Annotated in this window: 15 protein-coding genes; 5 read left to right on the plus strand and 10 right to left on the minus strand. The window is 43.5% G+C overall.

Features of this window, described 5'->3' with window-relative positions; all coding sequences use genetic code 11:
• Positions 1-57: 57 nt before the first annotated feature.
• Both R7E42_RS00065 and R7E42_RS00070 read right to left on the minus strand, forming a co-directional pair.
• A complete protein-coding gene (locus R7E42_RS00065; RefSeq protein WP_005378028.1) occupies positions 58-1,740 on the minus strand; it encodes an aspartate:alanine antiporter in 1,683 nt (560 codons plus the stop codon).
• Between the two features lie 175 nt (positions 1,741-1,915).
• Complete coding sequence (locus R7E42_RS00070; RefSeq protein ID WP_005378026.1) at positions 1,916-2,182, minus strand: GrxA family glutaredoxin; 267 nt, start codon at positions 2,180-2,182, stop codon at positions 1,916-1,918.
• A 377-nt stretch (positions 2,183-2,559) separates the two neighbouring features.
• Here R7E42_RS00070 and R7E42_RS00075 point away from each other — a divergent pair, with 377 nt between their 5' ends.
• Positions 2,560-3,804 carry an iron-containing alcohol dehydrogenase gene (locus R7E42_RS00075; protein ID WP_017820842.1) on the plus strand — a complete coding sequence of 415 codons (1,245 nt, stop codon included), beginning with the start codon at positions 2,560-2,562 and terminating at the stop codon, positions 3,802-3,804.
• 76 nt (positions 3,805-3,880) lie between these two features.
• Here R7E42_RS00075 and R7E42_RS00080 read toward each other — a convergent pair whose 3' ends face one another.
• The 5 genes from R7E42_RS00080 to R7E42_RS00100 all read right to left on the minus strand — a co-directional run bounded on the left by R7E42_RS00080 (position 3,881) and on the right by R7E42_RS00100 (position 9,598).
• Positions 3,881-4,735, minus strand: a complete 855-nt coding sequence (locus R7E42_RS00080; protein WP_005378021.1) for a MurR/RpiR family transcriptional regulator — start codon at positions 4,733-4,735, stop codon at positions 3,881-3,883.
• Between the two features lie 311 nt (positions 4,736-5,046).
• The gene (gene panP, locus R7E42_RS00085; RefSeq protein ID WP_213871580.1) at positions 5,047-6,693 is read right to left on the minus strand and encodes a pyridoxal-dependent aspartate 1-decarboxylase PanP; all 1,647 of its coding nucleotides are present in this window, start codon (positions 6,691-6,693) and stop codon (positions 5,047-5,049) included.
• Positions 6,694-6,904: 211 nt separating this feature from the next.
• On the minus strand, positions 6,905-7,417 hold the full coding sequence (locus tag R7E42_RS00090; protein ID WP_017634875.1) for a hypothetical protein: 513 nt from the start codon (positions 7,415-7,417) through the stop codon (positions 6,905-6,907).
• A 208-nt stretch (positions 7,418-7,625) separates the two neighbouring features.
• Positions 7,626-8,531 carry a lysine exporter LysO family protein gene (locus R7E42_RS00095; protein ID WP_033905125.1) on the minus strand — a complete coding sequence of 302 codons (906 nt, stop codon included), beginning with the start codon at positions 8,529-8,531 and terminating at the stop codon, positions 7,626-7,628.
• Positions 8,532-8,677: 146 nt separating this feature from the next.
• Complete coding sequence (locus R7E42_RS00100) at positions 8,678-9,598, minus strand: HDOD domain-containing protein (RefSeq protein ID WP_005378009.1); 921 nt, start codon at positions 9,596-9,598, stop codon at positions 8,678-8,680.
• 369 nt (positions 9,599-9,967) lie between these two features.
• On the opposite strand from R7E42_RS00100, the gene R7E42_RS00105 reads away from it, so the two are divergent.
• The gene (locus tag R7E42_RS00105) at positions 9,968-10,555 is read left to right on the plus strand and encodes a TfoX/Sxy family DNA transformation protein (RefSeq protein ID WP_005378007.1); all 588 of its coding nucleotides are present in this window, start codon (positions 9,968-9,970) and stop codon (positions 10,553-10,555) included.
• A 192-nt stretch (positions 10,556-10,747) separates the two neighbouring features.
• On the opposite strand, the gene R7E42_RS00110 is transcribed toward R7E42_RS00105, so the two are convergent.
• From R7E42_RS00110 to R7E42_RS00120, 3 genes are all read right to left on the minus strand, one after another.
• Positions 10,748-11,296, minus strand: a complete 549-nt coding sequence (locus tag R7E42_RS00110; protein WP_005378006.1) for a hypothetical protein — start codon at positions 11,294-11,296, stop codon at positions 10,748-10,750.
• A 291-nt stretch (positions 11,297-11,587) separates the two neighbouring features.
• Positions 11,588-12,085, minus strand: a complete 498-nt coding sequence (locus tag R7E42_RS00115; RefSeq protein WP_005378005.1) for a response regulator — start codon at positions 12,083-12,085, stop codon at positions 11,588-11,590.
• On the minus strand, positions 12,082-14,022 hold the full coding sequence (locus tag R7E42_RS00120; protein WP_318072241.1) for an ATP-binding protein: 1,941 nt from the start codon (positions 14,020-14,022) through the stop codon (positions 12,082-12,084). Before R7E42_RS00120 ends, R7E42_RS00115 begins: the two co-directional genes overlap by 4 nt.
• 186 nt (positions 14,023-14,208) lie before the next feature.
• Here R7E42_RS00120 and R7E42_RS00125 point away from each other — a divergent pair, with 186 nt between their 5' ends.
• The 3 genes from R7E42_RS00125 (at position 14,209) to R7E42_RS00135 (ending at position 18,124) form a co-directional block, all read left to right on the plus strand.
• Positions 14,209-15,477 (plus strand): DUF945 family protein, encoded by a 1,269-nt coding sequence (locus tag R7E42_RS00125; RefSeq protein WP_005389614.1) that lies wholly within the window; start codon positions 14,209-14,211, stop codon positions 15,475-15,477.
• A gap of 137 nt (positions 15,478-15,614) precedes the next feature.
• On the plus strand, positions 15,615-16,709 hold the full coding sequence (serC, locus tag R7E42_RS00130; RefSeq protein ID WP_213871581.1) for a 3-phosphoserine/phosphohydroxythreonine transaminase: 1,095 nt from the start codon (positions 15,615-15,617) through the stop codon (positions 16,707-16,709).
• A gap of 83 nt (positions 16,710-16,792) precedes the next feature.
• A complete protein-coding gene (locus tag R7E42_RS00135; protein WP_318072242.1) occupies positions 16,793-18,124 on the plus strand; it encodes a D-serine ammonia-lyase in 1,332 nt (443 codons plus the stop codon).
• Positions 18,125-18,148: the final 24 nt, after the last annotated feature.

The following is an 18,148-nucleotide window of genomic DNA, read 5'->3' on the forward strand; positions in this document are numbered from 1 at the left end:
CAATAAACAAAAGGCGCTCATTGAGCGCCTTTTTATATTTCATAGTCAAAGTGAGTATTAACTTAGTATTATCAGAATCGTACCAGCTAACGTCATTAAAATATTCGCAATCGCATAGGTACCCGCATAACCAAGGGCAGGGATGGTGGACTTAGCGTAGTCGTTAACGACATCCATAGCCGGAGCGCAAGTACGGGCGCCAATAATGGCACCGAAGAGCAGGGCACGGTTCATCTTGAGTACGTGTGCGCCAACTAAGTAAGCCAGAACTACAGGCACAACACTGACAATAAATGCCAAACCAATGACTTTTGGTCCTACTTGCGTTAGGTGCTCGAACATCTTTCCACCTGCACTTAGACCAATTCCGACCATAAAGAACATTAACCCTAGATCTTTGACCATATTCAGCGCCCCTTGTGGGACATAACCGAAAGTAGGGTGATTTGCTCGTAAGAAACCAAGCGTAATACCGGACAACAGAAGACCCACCGCATTACCCAAACTGAAAGACACCTGACCGAACGTCATTGTGATGAGGCCAAACAGAATACCCAAAATAAAGAAGCTACAAAAAGCGAGCAAATCGGCCATTTGACTGTGGATCGAGATGAAACCGATTTTTTCCGCCAGTCCATGTACTCGGCTTTTCTCGCCGCTCACTTGAAGGACGTCCCCTTTAGCGAGCACAATGTCTAAGTCCATAGGCATTTCAATCTGAGCGCGAACTACGCGGTTTAAGAAACAGCCAAACTCAGACAAATTCAAATCCGATAAACGCTTACCAGCGATAGCGTCACTTTTTACGACGATTTCTTCTTCAACGATGCGCAAATCAAGCAAGTTACGGTCGAATACTTCTTTACCATTACGGAAGCTAGGATCTAAGCGAGCATGGCTGTCAGGGAAGCCAACCAGTGCAATTTCATCTCCCTCTTGCAAGATAGCATCACCATCTGGGTGGGCGAGAATACCATTGCGACGGATTCGTTCAATGTAACAGCCAGTTTGACGATAAATACCCAGTTCTCGCAAGTTTTTACCATCAGTCCAGTCAATTAGCTCTGGGCCCACTCGGTAAGCTCGAATAATGGGTAAATACACTTTTCTCTGGCTTGAATTTCCAAGGCCACGCTCTTGTGCGATTTGCTGCGCGGAATCAGAAAGGTTTTGTTTTTGCAGTTTTGGCAACAATTTAGCAAACATGATCATGCTAATTAAGCCGACCAGATAAGCCATCGCGTAGCCTACGGATAGATTTTCTAATACCAGAGAAAATTCCATATTCCGCGGTATAGTCGCAAGGCCAGAGTTAAGAGCATCTTGTGCACCAACCAGTACTGGCGTTGCGGTCAATGCGCCTGCCATCATACCGGCGGATAAGCCAAAATCGAGGCCGAAATAGTGACTCAAGCCATACGTTAAGCTGACCGCAGACACGAGAACAGTCATGCTTAAAATAAAATAATGCTTACCATCTCTGAAGAATATACCAAAAAAGTTTGGTCCAGCTTCAATGCCAACGCAGTAGATAAACAGCATAAAGCCAATGGTTAAAGCTTCTGCATTAAATGAGAAACCAAGGTGGCCCATTACCAAAGAGGTAATAAGAACGCCAATAGAGTTACCTAGTTGTAATTTGCCAAATCGAATTTTTCCGATGGCAAGGCCAATGGCTAATACGACGAAGATTAGAAGGATAGGGTTTTGCTCGAGAAGGTATACGACGTCTATGTTCACTGTGTGGCTCGGTAGAGTGTGTGCCAAAAAAGATTAAGAACTGTGAATTGTAACTAAATATAGCAAAAAGATAAGTGAATTTTTTTAGGTTTTACCATTAGTTGACTTAACGTAATAACCAGCTGAAAAATAATAAAAAAGCCGCATGAAGCGGCTTTTTTGAAAACAGTCTTTATTACTCGTCAAATAGACCTAGGTGCTCTTTCGCGTATGCTTCGAACTCGTCGCAGCCACCGATGTGCTCTTGGTCGATAAAGATCTGAGGAACGGTTTCAACTGGTTTACCAACTGTTTTCTCAAGATCTGCTTTAGAAATACCTTCAGCGTGAATATCAACGTAACGGTAGTTGAAGTCATCACGTTTTGCTTTTAGCGTTTCTGCGTGCTCTTTTGCACGAACACAGAAAGGACATGCAGGGCGACCAAAGATAACAACGAACATAATCTTATTTCTCCTAAATCTATTCTTTTTTGAAAGCGTACAAAACATAGCGGCTGAGTGCGCTTTCTTTTGTTGGAGTAACTATGCCCGATCCAGATACGGAAATAAAGCGGCAATTACCTCTTGGTTCTATAGGTGAAATCTATCGAATAAAAACTAAACGCGCGTTCTTATTTTACGGCTCTGAAGTATGTGAAGTGACGCATAAAAAACATACATTCTAAAGGGTTAATGATGGCAAGGTGGAATTGGTCAATTTTTTTTGTTTAAAAAAATAGCAATCTATTTTGGCTATACGCAAATAACTTCAACTCTTACATAAGTGTTAAATCAGAGGGCGAGAGGTTATTTGGGTATATTCTTTTGGGAGGGTGTGTATGTTTCAGTTTATGACTGCAACAAGGATTATATTTGGTGAAGGTGCACTTCAATCTTCATTATCCGTTATTAACCAATTTGGCTACAGTGTTTTGCTGGTTACTGGGCAGGATACCCAACGAGCCGCCCCCATTATCCAATATCTTAAAGCTCAAAATATGCGTTACCAGCACGTAGCTATCGTTGGTGAACCATACATCACGATGGTAGAAGAGACCGCAGTGCTCGGTAGAAAATTCCAACCTGATATGGTGGTTGCGATAGGTGGTGGCAGCGTCATCGATATGGGCAAAGCCTTAGCCGCCATTATTCCCAATCAAGGCAATGTTTACGATTACGTAGAAGTGGTAGGAAGAAGCGTCCCTTTAAAAGCAAAGCCTCTTCATTTTATTGCAATTCCTACGACAGCAAGCACCGGTTCAGAAGTGACCAGAAATGCTGTGCTGAAATCTGGACAAGATAAAGTGAAAGTGAGTCTTCGAAGCCCTGATATGCTCGCAGACGTTGCCATTGTAGACCCGACACTTACTTACGGGACCGACCAATACACATCTGGACGTGGCGCAATGGATGCGTTCACTCATTTAATGGAAGCATATGTGTGTGGTGAGCCAAACCCTCTTACTGATATGGTCTGCGAAGAGGGGCTACGCCGTTTAAGCCGTTCAGTGATTGCCGCTTGTAAGCAAGATAATCATAAGGCGCGCTCTGATTTATCGTTCGCTGCATTGCTTGGTGGTATGGCGATTACTAATGCCAAATTAGGTGCCGCTCATGGGTTAGCATCGGCGTTAGGAGGCAAGTTAGACGCCCCCCATAGCGTTATTACGGCTCGCCTAGCTCCGCACGTGATGCAGGAGAACATTAACGCCGCTAAACTCGCGGGTAGGAATGATGTGATAAGTCGTTATCGCAAGCTGGCCCAATTAGTCACTGAGCGAGTAAATGCTAACGAACACGATGGAATTCTTTGGGTAAATATGGTGCTAGATAAGTTAGCGTTACCGCTACTGGCTCAATTTGGAGTATGCCAAACCTCTTTTGAGCAAGTGGCGAATGATGCGCTTAAATCAATGGCAATCAAAGGGAATCCTTTACCTCTTAATCAGGAACGTTTGATACACATATTGCAGCAAGTCTGTGATTGTAGCGGAGAGTGCGCAGCTGAGAGTGCACAACATGTCAGTTCTGTTGAAGTACTGGAATCAAGAACGGACTTATCGAGTGTCAACGACTTAGGGTGATTGCTCCCTTAGCAGCATTAAAACAAAAGGGGAGCCTTGAGCTCCCCTAGATAAAGTATTGACTAAGCTTTAGTGCTTAGTACTGGCTTAATTTGTCATAGCGACTGTCTTTCAACGCATCTTTTACGCGTTTTAGGTTCTCACGGAAACCTGTACCACGGCGAAGAGTGAAGCCAGTTGCTAGCACATCAATCACTGTCATTTGTACAACTCGGCTTGCCATTGGCATGTAAACGTCGGTATCTTCTGGAATATCGAGCGTGATGGCCAGCGAGCTTGCCTTTTCTAGAGGAGAATCCTTCGCTGTAATCGCAATAACCGTTGCGCCATTTTCACGAGCAAGGTTCGCTATTTCTACCTGACTCTTTGTTCGACCGGTATGAGAAATAAGAACCACAACATCATTATCACTGCAGTTGATACAACTCATGCGCTGCATAACAATATCTTCAAAACAAGTAATTGGAATATTAAAGCGAATAAACTTGTTTTGTGCGTCTCGGGCAACAGAAGATGATGCACCAAGGCCAAAGAATGAAATGCGCTTCGCTTGCGTTAGCAAATCGACCGCACGGTTCACTTGCATTGGATCTAGGCTATTTTTCGCGACATCTAAACACGCCATCGTCGATTCGAAAATCTTATGGGTGTACGCGTCTGGGCCATCGTCTTCTTCCACATTACGGTTAACGTAAGGGGTGCCGTTGGCTAGGCTCTGTGCCAAGTGAAGCTTAAAATCTGGAAAGCCCTTGGTGTCCAGACGACGACAGAAGCGGTTTACAGTGGGCTCACTAACGTCGGCCATTTTAGCCAGCGTTGCAATGCTTGAATGAATTGCAGTTTGTGGAGACGCCATAATTACTTCCGCAACTTTGCGCTCTGACTTACTGAAATTCTCCAGGTTTTTTTGAATTTTTTCTAATGTATTCATAGTGTTCACGAGGGTATAGAGAACAACTCGCTGGCTCTGCTAACGAAAGGAAACACGAAGATTCCGGAGTAGAGTGGGGCGTTAACGAAAACAACCAGCGCCATAGAATCAGTATAAACCTGATCTTCAATCAGTCTAAACCAATAACGGGTACTATTTAGTGAGAATTTGACAGGCCTCAAACAAAATGTTGTAAAAACTACAGAATTGGATGTGTAAACGAAGTTTTGTTGCGCTAGTCGCACGATAATGATGTTTGAGTTACATCAAAACGAAAAAAAATTTCAAATTGATGTAACTCGAACTGGCCGTTAAGACGATTGAATATCAACAACCAGCTGTTGAATTCTTTTCATCAAATTTGGTGCTTGCTTGGCGATTTCGCGTTGTTCATCAAGCACTGAGCTCAAAATTTCTTTTGTGGTCAGTGGATTTGCCAAAACCACTCGAAACACTATCGTATTCATGCGTTGCCATTGGTCTGGGTTCAGTCTTGTACGTGAAACGAACGATTTGCCCGTTTCGCGCTGACGCTTTTGAATAAACTGTGTTAACTCATTGATCAGCTCATTCAGCTGTTCTTTTTGTGAGCCTTCTGCTTGTGCTAATACTTCACGGATGAATGGCGGCAAATAACGGTATGTGAGCAGACAAAGCTCTGGTTCAGAAACTAACTCGAAATCATCTTGCTGTTTGATTAAATCCGCAAAGTATCGAGCTTTTTCAATGCTTTGGTCAATCAGAAGCTCGTAACCTGGGCGACTTATGATGTGCATTGCGGCGTAGACCAACATCGCCATGCCCGAACGTGAGCCTTCTAGTGTATGGCTGCCTAGGTCTTTTGAACCTTTGCGCAATATATATTGAGCGTGATGCTCTATGGATTTCATTGCGTCAGGGTCTTTGAACAGAACCATACCAGCGCCCATCGGGATGTAGAGCTGCTTGTGCGCATCAATAGTTACTGAGTCTGCCATTTCCACACCTTTAAGAAGGTGACGGTGATGGTTAGACATAAGTGTTGCGCCACCCCATGCGGCATCCACATGGAAGTGACAGCTGTGAGCTTGGCAGACTTCAGCGATTTCAGGCAATGGATCAACATTACCTGTCTCTGTTGTGCCAGCCACACCAATAACAGCAATAGGCTTGATGTTTTGTTTTTCGAGCTCAACAATTTTCGCTTTCAGGTCGTCGATAACAATGCGGTTGTTGGTATCGGTTTTAACCGCAACCAAACCCTCCTGGCCTAGCCCTAATACATCGGCTGCTTTCTTAAGGGAGTAGTGACCACGCTCAGACACTAGCACCGCTAAGCCATCATAGCCATAGTGCTTCATGGCTTTAAAAAGGCCTTCCTTTTCCACGCCTTTAAATGAGCCATTGGCTCTTAACGCTTTGTTACGTGCTACCCAAAGCGCAGTGATATTGGCAATGGTGCCGCCGGAACAAAATGCGCCTAATGAGTGGTTTGCACTGTGCATCCACTGATTGTAAAACGTATCATTCTGACCATATATCAAGCGATGCAGCATACCCAAAACTTGACGCTCAAGTGGCGTAAAGGCTTTGGAAGTCTCTATTTTTACCAGGTTTTGGTTTAAGGCGATCATGATCTTTGACAGTGGCATCAAGAAATAAGGCAGTGCCGATGTCATATGACCAATGAAGCTTGGTGAAGATGTGTGAACTGAGTGCGACACCAAAGTGTCGAGTAAGTGCTCTGTATGATCTGACACGAACTCTGGCTGCTCAGGAATCTGAGCAGAAGAAAAGTCTTTTTCGATTTCGCGTAAAGGCTTTTCTTCTGCCACGATGTGTTCACGAAGAAATTGATTTAGATTTCGCGAGAGGCTCTCGTCAATTTTAGTTAACGTTGAGTCCGGACCTTCTGGGACAGTGAAGATCTTTAGCAAGCTCTCAAAGCTAACATCAGCGGTTTTTTGTTCCTTAACCATAGCAAAGAATCTTTGTAGTTATTTTGGTAATGCGAGCGGCACAATCTAAACTAAAACGGGCGCAAAGTCCCGTTTTAATTGTTGAAACCCAAGTTGTAGAAATGAAAATTTTAGGTGAAGGTTACGATATTCACATTAAAAAATTCTAGATTGAGTACGTTAAAACACTCTGATGTTATCGAATGCTAATCAACGACTAATGTGAGCAATCTTAGTCACATTTCTGCTTTTCAATCTTTTCTATTGACTGATTGTACTTATTAAGTGCGGTATCAATTTGTTGGGGATGACTAAGCAGATCAGCGAATGCTGAACGAAGCTCGTAGTTTTTTGGGTGGTTAGTTGATTGACGGTCGCTAAATGTCTGTTTTGCAACTTCACCTAACTTATCGCTTCGGGTCGCTAACTGCTTAACGTCATGTTGCTCTAGTTTTAACCATGCTTCGATTGGCTGTTCCGTCGCAACGCGGCTAGGGTCGTTCTCTAGAAAGTAGTGAACCGCTTCGCGGTTTAATTCAAAGTGATGTTTACGTCCATCCAAGAACCATTGACTAACTTCTTTCAGATCTGGATATTGGGTAACCGTCAAATCAACAAGATCTTGATACCACTGTAGTGAGGCATCGACGTAGCCATCGTATTTGCTAGCAAGACATTGTTGATCTGCGGCAAGCGTAAAAGTTGAGCTTGTAGCGAGGAGCGCTGCAACGACAAAGCGTTTCATTCTTCTTCCTTCTGGTTGTTATCCCTTTATTAACGCAATGCACATCAGTTGATGTTTCTCCCTTCTTTCTATTTGGTCGTGACAAATCGTTGGGCTGAATGACGAAAAGAAAGAGGGGTCTTGCCAAAAAATATTGACCACTTTGACGTTAACTGGGTATTTAAATTTTTGCCGTATTGTAATGGATGTTAAAGCGAAAACCTGAGATCTAGCTAGCAAGTGATACAAAGAAAAGCATCATAACTGGTACCAATAAACTCAAAATAAAGCCGCTAACGATAGCAACAGGAACACAACGCACACCACCGGTGGTTTGAATAACGGGTAGGGTGAAGTCCATTGCTGTTGCACCGGCGTAACCAATTGCGGTGCACGGATAGCTACGAATAAAGAGAGGAATGGCAACCAGTGCGACTAACTCTCTCATCAATTCAATCAAGAACGACGCGCCACCAAATACCGGACCAAAAGCGTCACCCATTAAAATACCTGCGAGTGAATACCAGCCAAAACCTGAAGCCATTGCGAGTGCTTGATAAAGAGGAAGATCCAAAAGCACCGCTGCAAGAACGCCACCAAGCATACATGTTGCGATGACAACAGCCGCAATGGCCATTCCTTGTTTATTTAATAGGATTTGACGCAGAGTAAGTCCACTATTGCGCAGCTGAATACCAATAAAAAATAGAAGTAGAAAGAGTATCCATTCGCTTGCTGTATCTACCCAACTCAAATCAATGGGTAACAGCAGGCCAACCACTAACCCTCCGCCAACGACCACGATAAGCTTAACAGACTCTAAAGCCATCGAAGATAACGGTAGTTTCTTTTGATTCTGATTGGTCTGGAGTGGAACAATTTTATCAATAATAGGCAGAGCCAACAGGTTGCAGGCACTTAGACACAAAAAAAACGTACTCGCATAGAGGAGAATACTTTGTAAGTTGCTGCTTAAATTATCGAGCGCCGCCAAACTAAGACCCATCAACGACAAAATGACGTAAATAAGGTAGGACGTTGACTGATTGATCTTCTCCAATAACGAAGATCGAGATATAGGAATTAGATACCCCACCACAAGCGGAGCGAAAATAAATAGCATCCCTGAAAACATAAAGCTCAATGATTCCTTTTTGAGATAACATCAACACGCATAAATCAAATTATCTATCGGTTGAAATTAAAGACATTTCACCACACACAGCTCAGCCTTGAGCGAATCGTTTTATCACGGATAAGGTATTATCAGAAAGCGATAAATTACAAACCGCTAGCATTGAGTACAGCACGGATTTGATCATTGAAGTCAGTATCACTCATGTTACTAAGTTCATACAAGACTTCTGCACCAGTTAAGTTGAATTCAACTTCATGTTCGTCAATGCGTTCATCGTGATTGCGGAACATCAATAAATGATGCGCAATTCTAGCGATGTCGAGATAACTCACTTCTGGTCGCGTTAATTCGTATTTTTCGTTTGAGGATACTTCTCTGAAGTCGTTGTCAAACCCCCAACGCTCAAGTACCAGTTTACTTGTGGCAGAACAACGTGTTTGGAAGATCTGCAATGCAATATCTGGGTCTAGGTAATTGCCCCTATCTAAGTACAAGTGGTACTCATTAATTAGGCAAAATAGCCCTATATCGGCTAATAGACCGACCAATAACGCCTTTTCTTGCTCTAGATGACCATAAGTGCCTGGCTCGTGGCTACGAAACGATTGAACCAACATCACCATGACGGCACCGAGCTCACGAGATATCGCCGCACTCTTCACCAAGATGGCATTGCATTCTTTAGTGAGATTAACTGAGTGTTTAAGTTGCTCGATCGCTTGTGCGGTAACAATATCACGTACACGAAGTATTCCGAGACGAGATACCGCTGTAGTTAAGTCGTTGCAGGTGATATTTCTGCGATTGAAAATCACAGAGTTAGCGACTCGTAAAACGACCGCTGCTAATCCGGGATCTTCCAATAAACAGTTAGCAACATCGGCAATCGTGGTGTGTTCTTCGACACATAACTGCTGAATTTTAAGCACGACATCAGGAATAGGAGGTAACGAAATCTTACCCGTGGCGATGGACTGTTCTACCAGCTGAGCAAACTCGGATTCCAGTGCGTTTATAAGCTTATCTTTATTATTTGGCAGCCAAAAAAATGATAAATGTTCCATTGTGACGCTGTACTTGAGATCTTTCGTACAGTGTACCCTTACAGCGTATTCTTTATCAATTAAATGCGTATTATGTGCCCGTAATTGCCAGCGAGATCATAATGATGGCGCGTTTTAGGCATGCTATGCGTCAAAAAAATATCACCACACGAACAATAAGTGTGAAACTAATCACGTATGCAGAATTTATACTTTTTTATATGTGACCTATGTCCTAACTTATTTTTCAACGTTAAGTATGATTAAGCAAGTTGGTGAGCACAACTCACAAAAATATCGCCAACAAATCGACATTTATAATTCGCTATAAGCTGCTGTTTATCTGGTGACATCGCTAATCGGGGTAATTTATTCAGATTAAAGAGGTCAATGGACATGACAGACCAAGCTTTTTTTAAATATGTACGCACCTTCAGTGAGTACCAAAAACGTTCTATGTTCGGTGGTATTGGTTTATTCACCGATGATGCTATGTTTGCGCTTGTCAGCAATGATTGCTGCTACTTACGTGGTGGTAATGGGCTAGATGAAGTGTTTACTCAACTGAGCTGTGAGAAGTATAAGCACGTCAAAAAACAGACGACGGCAACCGTAAATTATTATGATGTAACCGATTTATTCGAATCCGGATATGTAGGGCTTGATGAACTGGTACAAAAATCAATTGAATACTCAATTAAGGAACGGAAATATCAAAAGTCCTCTGCCAGTAGACGCTTAAGAGACTTACCCAACATGCAACTAACCCTTGAACGTATGGTCAAGAAAGCCGGTGTTGATGACGTAGAAACCTTTTTAGAACTTGGACCTGTAAAAGTCTTCAACAAAGTTAAAACGGCTTACGGTAATGATGTTGATGTAAAGCTACTGTGGAAATTTGCTGGTGCAACTGATGGCGTACATTGGAAACTGATCCAAGAGCCGCGTAAAAAACAGTTATTGGCACTGTGTGACTAAGCGAAGCTGATCGCACAATGATTGACTTGTTTCGATGGAGTTAGCGGGTCGTAAAGGCAAGTGTGAAAAGCGGAAAAAGGACGTTGAAGTTTTTTACCACTTCATTGAGTTAGTCATTAAATTAGACAAAAAAACCGAGGCAGAGACCTCGGTTTTTGTTTTTGAATTTGCTCTTTTCTTACAGTACAAATCTTAAAACTTAAAACGCGTAGTGAACATTACCTGATCACCGTAAAAATCGTTGATACGTGCTTCAGCACCCAAAGAGAAAAGCTCTGTTGAGTGGAATCGAGCGTAGGCAGAGCCAGTCCAATCGTCATCGTTATCGATAGAAACGTAGCCGACTTTGCCGCCTACTTCTAATTGAGGGCCCAACCATTGGCGAACACCTAAGTTCAGCTCCATACCAACATCTGTGCTGCTCTCATTCGAAGGTTGCACAACGCGCATTAGCATTTCACCAGTAAGATCTGCCCAGTTGTTTAGCGGAGAATGGAAGCCAAAGCCTGCAGCTGAGTCAAAATCACTTTCAAACTCAGAGTCAATACGAGCAATAACATGCGCGTTCGGGTGAATTGATTTGCTGAATCCAGCACCAAATGTCACAGGACTTGCGCCAATACGTGCTTCGAAATAGTCGTAGCTAAAGTTGCTCATAGTTGCTGGCGCATTGCGATCGTTTGCAGCTAGGGCATGGCTTGATGCCACTAGTAAGGCAGCGGCTAATAGTGTTTTACGCATAACTAACGATAAACCTTGTTCATTATTTCCATGGATTCAAGCAACCACTTGAACCGTAATCTGATTTGTCCGACATCATAATAAAAAGGAAGGTCGACGACCAACAAAAATGTGTCGATGTTTTGTCAATTAACTTAATAGTTCCTTGGTTTAAGCAAAAACTGCGCCATATACGTAGTGTCCGAGAATTTCACTCGGACAAGTAACGATGTTTTTCTAACCTCATTCGACTATGCGAGGTTAGGTGGTGCAATGAGCATCGTTGAGTTCAAGTTAGAACCAAACACTTTATTACTCGCCAAAGCTTGCTCTTCTTTCTGCCATGGCGTTGAGGATTGCCTCAGAATCAAGGATTTGAGTCCAGGATAGCAGGTTATCATCATTCTCAATCACAAACGCGGTAAGCTGAGACACGATTGCTTTTCTCAATGCTTCGCCTTTCCAAGGTTTGGCAATGTAATAATCGAGACTCGCGTTATTTACGGCTTCTACGGTGTCTTCCAAACCAGCTTGTCCTGTGAGTAAAACTTTGCGCGCTGCTTTTGTGTCACCATTTTGACTGAGTTCGATTAAGAAGCTGATCCCAGTTTGTTCCGGCATAATGTGGTCACATAAAATGAGCGCAAGCTGAACTTCTTCTTCCGCCATCTCCTCAATCACTTGCCGAGCTTCAGTCACCGATTCCGCTCCTTCGACGACAAAGTTCTCCTCGAAGGGAGCAAGATCTTGGAGCACGCTATCCAAGACTTCTCGTTCGTCATCGACACATAAAATTAGATACTTGGTCATGTTTCATCTCCTTCTTCGATGACTGGTAACCAGACGGTCATTCGTGTGAACTGGCCGATCTCTGATTCGACGTCAATCCACCCTCTGTGTGCTGTTACGATTTGCTGGCAGATGGACAGCCCGATGCCTAAGCCAAAATTACCTTCTTTTTTTGTGGTGAAGTTCAGCTCGAAAATGGCGTCTCTTTGCGATTCAGGAATGCCACATCCATTATCTTCAAATGAGATAACGGCATAATGTGTGTGCTCTTTTTCTACAAGGCGTGTTTGTATGTTTAACACACCTTTCTCTGGAAATGCGTCAATGGCGTTAGAGACCAAGTTCGTCCACACCTGTTGGAGTGCGATCGGTTGACAAAGGATGGAAGGCAAGTTTGCATAGTCGGTTGAAACTTGGTGCATTTTTAATTTGTTCTCGAAAATCACCAAGGTGTCTTCAATACCTTCATGAATATCAGCATAGTGCAGGGTTTCATCATCTGACCGAGCATATCCTTTCAGGCTTTTTACCATATCAGCAATTCGTGCTGCACAGACATTAATTGAGCGAAGTGTAGAACCTGCTTTGTGGTATTGTTCTAGTGTATTGAGAGCATGATAAGACGCTTGCTGCTTTCTCGTTAGTTGGGTAAGTAGCTCGTGATCGGATTCTAAACCAAGGCTCACCACTTTCTTTGCTAATGCTCTGTCTGGAAGTATATGGCTAAGCGCTTTTACGCGTGATCTGAGCTCGGCGGTTGAAGCGGGTTTTGAGATTTGCGCTTTGCTCAGTAATTCAATGCCTTTGCTTTGTATATCGGAACTGGGCGCATCGTTAAGTAATCGTTCTAGTGTATGCGTTAAATTCTCTACGCCCCTTAATATCGCGGCTACTGGATTGTTTAGTTCGTGGGCCACTCCCGCAACCAATTGACCAAGCATCGCCATTTTTTCTCTTTCAATGAGCTGCTGGTGGGCTGATTCTAAAGATTCGAGCGTTTTTTGAAGTTGCAGTTTGGTGTTGATGCTTCTTTGCAATCGGCGGTTGAAGTGGCGTAAGAGCAAGTTTGTAAAAAGAGGCAGTAAGTTTGAGTCGCTTTGCATCACTTTATTGAATACGTTGCGATCGAGTTTGATAACTTCTGTTTTGGTTAGTGTTAGAGCTGTCGAGAAAGAACATTCCCCAGTAACAAACGACATGCCTCCGACAATATTCCCTTTGTTATGGCGTACAACCTCTCGCTGCATGCCTTGCTCATCGCGCTTGTACAGAGCCACTTCACCTTCGGTGATAAACCACAAAAAGCAATTTGGCTCGCCTTCCACGGTTAATAAGTGTTCAGGTGAGTATGTACGGCACGCTCTTGTTTCGTCATTATCTTTGAAAAATTGCTGGAGAGCGGAGATCACTTGCTCGGCTAACTCGGTATCAGACATCGAGTGGTAGTCGTGTAAGAATCCGGCTTGATAATGGCTCATCTGATTATTGATGTGCGCTCGCAACAAGCTGTGATGATCCAATATCTGACTGTAACTTAGCAGGTCTTCTTTACCGTTTCGCAATATAAATTGGGTCAGCTCTTTTTGCACTGTGTTAAATAAGACGTGATCTGGCAAAGGTTTAGTGAGGCAGTGGTCGAGCCTGCCTTCATTAACGGCAGTGAGAATTGCCTCTATATCAGACGAGCAGCTAATAAGAATTTTTCTTGCTTGCTCGGTATGTGGCATCCGGTCTAAACCAATAAGAAAATCCACGCCGTTAAAATGAGCGTGATGGCTCGCTATAACTAAAGCAACAGTCTGTTCTCTTTCTTCTAGATACTCTAAAGCGCTTTGAGCCTCTTCTATCGATTCGACAGAAAATATATCAAACTTACTTGAAAAGGCAGACAGCTCCAATCGAAACTGTTCAGCACTGATTGGGTTGTTGTCGAGACACAACACAGCATAACGATTCACAGATGTTTTAGCTCCGGTTAAAACTTCGCCACGCAAACTTTAACAATAAAAGGGCATGATGAGTGGGAGCCAAGTATGATTCCTGATTAATGGACTAGAATAAGCATCAATAGTCTGATTTGTCTCAATGTTTTCTCCGCAGGTGGTTTGGGGTAGACTGACCGAAAATATCTAATAAGTGACGTTATGCAAAATCTTAAAAAAATCGGCGCCATTGGTGGTGCTATCTCATTAGCGCTGTGTTGGCCATTGGCTGTCGGACAAATTGGTCAGTCCATCATTGAAGATGGTATTACCAATATGAATGATGAAATGATTAAAGGCGAAGTGGTCGAGTATCAGCGTGGCTATTTGTCTTCAGTCGTGCTGACTCGTTATTCAGTTGTTGATCCTGAGCTTAAAACGCAGCTAGAGCGTGATGGTATGCCAACGACGTTTGACGTAACCAGTGATGTTAGCCACGGTCTAACAAGCCTAACAGCAGATTCAAAATTGGTGGACAATGACTTTTTGCCTCTCACGATGCATAGCCAGACTCAACTAAATGGCAATACAGCATTTATCCTCGACCTAGACAGTTGGCATTATCGTAACGAAGCGCAAGGTGTTTCTGTTTCTACAAGCCCTGCAAAAGTAACAGGTGATGTGACGGTATTGGGTGATCTCAATTACCAAGTTTCCGTTCCTTCTGTTCAAGTGGATTTTGAAAACGGTGAAGAGCTTCATCTGAATGCATTGACAGGGCAAGGTAAAGGAAAGCAAGCAAAAGGCTACTGGTTAGGCGAGCAATCTTTCTCTCTAGAGAAGCTAGATGTGGTTGATGCGAACTTAACGCCTGTCTTTTTGATTGAAAATGCGAGCTACCGTGGTAACACTACGATGAGTGAGTCTGGTGATAAGCTGAACAGTCAATTAAACCTAGATGCTAAGAAACTACGTTTAACTGATGGGACGGATGTCGATAACTTTAAGTTGGATTTCTCAATTGCAGATGTGGATAGCCAGTCTTTTGATCAAATTATGTCTATCTATCAAAGCTCTCCTATGTTAGATGAGCAGGAAATTGCGAATTTATTGCCGCATGTCGATACGCTGTTTAGCAAAGGTTTTGATTTATCCGTGAACGAGCTTTCACTCGCGTTCGGTGACGGCAAGTTCCACAATGAGTGGCAACTATCCATCCCTGAAGGTACTGAGCATATTACTCAAGATCCAATGAAGTTGGTGACGGCCACTACTGGTGAACTTAGCACTTACTTCTCTGATGAATTAGTAACGCATTACCCATTTATTCAAGAAGGGATTGATGAGCTCCTTATTATGGAGTTGATCGAAAAAGTAGAGGGCGGTTATCAATTAAAAGCAGAAATTGGTGAAGGCAAATTGAAGTTCGAAAATGGGCATGAGTTCCCATTGGTGGCTCTACTTATGCCTGCTTTGATGCAACAACAGTAATTCGTGTTGTTGCGAATTTGTTCCAATTCAACGCTTAGTCTTTAAAAAGAGGTCGTAAGACCTCTTTTCTTGTTTTTATCACTGCGAAAACGTGATATTAATTTCGTAATATTTACATAGCAGGAGCAATGAGCATCATGGAACAAAATACGGACAACGTATTTAACTTCAGTGCAGGGCCAGCAGGTCTGCCTAAAGCAGTTATGCAGCAAGCACAACAGGAACTAATCGATTGGCAAGGCCTTGGTACTTCGGTCATGGAAATCAGCCACCGAAGCAAAGAGTTCATCAAAGTTGCAGAAGAAGCCGAGCAGGATTTACGTGATCTTCTGAATATTCCGGACAACTATAAAGTGCTGTTCTGCCAAGGTGGTGCTCGTGCTCAGTTTGCTGCTGTTCCTCTAAACTTACTTGGTGATGCCGATACGGCAACTTACATCGATGGTGGTTATTGGGCTGAAAGCGCGGTAGCTGAAGCGAAAAAATACTGCGAACCAGACGTGTTTGATGCAAGAACAGAAATCAACGGGAAAGTCGCGGTTCTACCTGCAAGTGAATGGAAAATTGCTCCAGAAGCGGCTTACGTTCACTTCTGTCCAAATGAGACCATTGATGGTATTGAGATTAACGATCTTCCTATCACCGACAAACCGATTGTTGCTGACATGTCTTCGACAATTCTTTCTCGTGAAATTGATGTGTCGAAATACGGTGTGATTTACGCGGGCGCTCAGAAAAATATTGGTCCTTCCGGCATTGCTATTGCTATCGTGCGCGATGATTTATTAGGTATGGCGAAGCAGGTACTACCAAGTATTTTGGATTACACTGTTTTGGCAGAAAAAGAATCAATGTTCAACACGCCACCAACCTTTGCATGGTACTTGTCTGGTCTTGTTTTCAAATGGCTGAAGGCACAGGGTGGAGTAAAAGCAATTGAGCAAGTGAACCGTGCTAAAGCCGCGCTACTGTATGATTACATCGATCAGTCTGATTTCTACCGTAATGGCGTGCACTCAGCGAACCGTTCTTTGATGAACGTGCCATTTCAACTTGCTAAGCCTGAACTGGATGCAACCTTCCTTGAGTTAGCAGACTCTAAAGGGCTGAAAGCGCTAAAAGGTCACCGAGCAGTTGGTGGTATGCGAGCATCCATTTATAACGCAATGCCGCTAGAAGGCGTTCAAGCGTTAGTAGACTTCATGCAAGAGTTTGAGAAAAACTACGCGTAAACTCAAACTGATAGTTGTTCTCCAAAGCGTCGCTATTGCGGCGCTTTTGTTTATCTCAACTCACATCATTCCAGGAAGGTAAAATGACCAAGGCAAATATCGAAGCGCTGACTAAGCAGTTCCCACTCTTGGCAGCACTTATTGATCTTGAAGAGGTTTGTTGGTTCAACCCCCATATCACTTCCTTGGAGGAAGGCTTACCTCATGTCGGGTTAGATGAAAAAGATATTCAAGCGGCGAGTGAACGGCTAACACGATTTGCGCCTTATTTGATGAAAGCGTTTCCCGAAACGGAAACGTCGCGTGGCATTATTGAGTCCCCAGTGGTGGATATTCCCAATATGAAAGTGCGTTTGGAGCAGCAATACGACACACCAATATTGGGCCATTTAATGCTCAAAAAAGACAGTCATTTGCCAATTTCTGGTTCGATCAAAGCGAGAGGTGGTATTTATGAAGTGCTCACTCATGCAGAAAAGTTGGCGTTTGAAGCCGGCTTGCTCTGTGAAAGCGATGATTACAGCAAATTGTTCAGCAATGAGTATCGGCAGTTTTTTAAGCAGTATAGTATTGCGGTTGGCTCAACCGGCAATCTTGGTATGTCCATCGGTATCATGAGTGCGAAGCTGGGTTTTTCAGTTTCAGTCCACATGTCTGCGGATGCGCGGGAATGGAAGAAAAATAAGCTCCGGTCACATGGTGTTAATGTCGTAGAGCACCAAGAAGATTATAGTATTGCTGTCGAGCAAGGTCGTAAAGAGGCAGAAAAAGATCCCAACTGTTTCTTTATCGATGATGAAAACTCACGGACGCTGTTTCTAGGTTACTCTGTTGCGGGTGAGCGTCTTAAGCAGCAGTTTGATGACTTGGGAATCGTTGTTGATGAGCATCATCCATTGTTTGTTTATCTTCCTTGTGGTGTTGGCGGCGGGCCTGGTGGCGTGGCATTTGGCTTGAAGGTAGCCTTTGGCGAGCATGTCCACTGTATTTTCGCAGAGCCAACGCACTCACCGTGCATGCTGTTGGGCGTACATACAGGCTTGCATGACGATATTTCGGTACAAGATTTGGGTATCGATAACATCACCGCAGCTGATGGTTTGGCAGTCGGGCGTGCCTCGGGATTTGTCGGAAGAGCGATGGAAAGGCTACTTGATGGTTTTTACACCATTGATGACGCTCGTATGTATCACCACTTGGGTGAGTTAAGTGAACTGGAAGGTATTAATCTAGAGCCTTCTGCATTAGCCGGTATGATTGGTGCAGTGCACGTCTCGAATAACCATGCTTACCAGTCTCGAATGAAATTTGACGAAGAAAAACTCAAAAACGCAACACATCTTGTTTGGGCAACAGGTGGGGGCATGGTTCCGGAAGATGAAATGGCGGCTTATCTCAAAAAATCTGGTCGGTAAATCAGCACTGTATACGTGCTTAAT

The organism is Vibrio sp. Vb1337, from assembly GCF_033338715.1.
GTDB lineage: Bacteria > Pseudomonadota > Gammaproteobacteria > Enterobacterales > Vibrionaceae > Vibrio > Vibrio alginolyticus.

Excerpts from the sequence above, each read along its gene's own strand:
- R7E42_RS00135 (WP_318072242.1), top strand. The coding sequence starts at position 16,793 with ATGACCAAGGCAAATATCGAAGCGCTGACTAAGCAGTTCCCACTCTTG.
- R7E42_RS00110 (WP_005378006.1), bottom strand. The coding sequence starts at position 11,296 with ATGCGTAAAACACTATTAGCCGCTGCCTTACTAGTGGCATCAAGCCAT.
- panP (WP_213871580.1), bottom strand. The coding sequence starts at position 6,693 with ATGGTTAAGGAACAAAAAACCGCTGATGTTAGCTTTGAGAGCTTGCTA.
- R7E42_RS00105 (WP_005378007.1), top strand. The coding sequence starts at position 9,968 with ATGGACATGACAGACCAAGCTTTTTTTAAATATGTACGCACCTTCAGT.
- serC (WP_213871581.1), top strand. The coding sequence starts at position 15,615 with ATGGAACAAAATACGGACAACGTATTTAACTTCAGTGCAGGGCCAGCA.
- R7E42_RS00070 (WP_005378026.1), bottom strand. The coding sequence starts at position 2,182 with ATGTTCGTTGTTATCTTTGGTCGCCCTGCATGTCCTTTCTGTGTTCGT.
- R7E42_RS00075 (WP_017820842.1), top strand. The coding sequence starts at position 2,560 with ATGTTTCAGTTTATGACTGCAACAAGGATTATATTTGGTGAAGGTGCA.
- R7E42_RS00100 (WP_005378009.1), bottom strand. The coding sequence starts at position 9,598 with ATGGAACATTTATCATTTTTTTGGCTGCCAAATAATAAAGATAAGCTT.
- R7E42_RS00125 (WP_005389614.1), top strand. The coding sequence starts at position 14,209 with ATGCAAAATCTTAAAAAAATCGGCGCCATTGGTGGTGCTATCTCATTA.
- R7E42_RS00115 (WP_005378005.1), bottom strand. The coding sequence starts at position 12,085 with ATGACCAAGTATCTAATTTTATGTGTCGATGACGAACGAGAAGTCTTG.
- R7E42_RS00090 (WP_017634875.1), bottom strand. The coding sequence starts at position 7,417 with ATGAAACGCTTTGTCGTTGCAGCGCTCCTCGCTACAAGCTCAACTTTT.
- R7E42_RS00080 (WP_005378021.1), bottom strand. The coding sequence starts at position 4,735 with ATGAATACATTAGAAAAAATTCAAAAAAACCTGGAGAATTTCAGTAAG.
- R7E42_RS00095 (WP_033905125.1), bottom strand. The coding sequence starts at position 8,531 with ATGTTTTCAGGGATGCTATTTATTTTCGCTCCGCTTGTGGTGGGGTAT.